The sequence below is a fragment of the Nocardiopsis tropica genome (assembly GCF_042660575.1).
Lineage (GTDB): Bacteria > Actinomycetota > Actinomycetes > Streptosporangiales > Streptosporangiaceae > Nocardiopsis > Nocardiopsis tropica.
Map to the genome: position 1 here is coordinate 1 of NZ_JBHSUF010000066.1, position 698 is coordinate 698.

The 698-nt window shown below is 73.8% G+C and carries 1 protein-coding gene; it reads left to right on the top strand.

The features are described from left to right. On the top strand, positions 1-698 hold a 698-nt coding region (locus ACFQBR_RS33600), incomplete at both ends, for a glycosyltransferase family protein (protein WP_465264177.1).

Below are 698 nucleotides of genomic sequence, written 5' to 3' on the forward strand. Positions count from 1 at the left end.
CACTTCCTGGGGATGGTGCCCCTGGCGTGGGCCCTGCGGGCCGCCGGGCACGAGGTGCGGGTGGCGAGCCAGCCCGCGCTGGGGCCGACGGTGGCGGCGACGGGTCTGCCCTTCGTCCCGGTCGGCCGGGACCACGGCTTCTGGCGGACGATGAAGGTCTTCGACCTCCACGACACCCTGAACGACGCCCCGCTGTTCGGGCGGGTGACCGCTCCCGACGACGAGGTCTCCTGGGAGTACCTGCTGGAGGGCTACCGCACGGTCGTCCCGTGGTGGTGGCGGATGGTGAACGACCCCATGGAGCAGGACCTGGTGGCGCTGTGCCGGGAGTGGAGGCCCGACCTGGTCGTCTGGGGATCGGTGAGCTTCGCGGGGGCGATCGCGGCGCAGGCGTGCGGGGCGGCCCACGTGCGCTACCTGTGGGGCGCCGACATCTTCGCCCGCACCCGCCGCCGCTTCCTCGCGCGGATGGCCGAGCAGCCCCCGGCCGAGCGAGAAGACCCCCTGGCCGCCTGGCTGGGCGCCCGCGCCGCCCGCCACGGCGTCGAGTACTCCGAGACCCTGGTCCACGGACAGGCCACCATCGAACAGATCCCCGCCTCCCTCAGGGTCCCCACCCCCCACGACCTCACCTACCTGCCCATGCGCTACGTCCCCTACAACGGCAGGGCCGTCGTCCCCCACTGGCTGCGCACCCC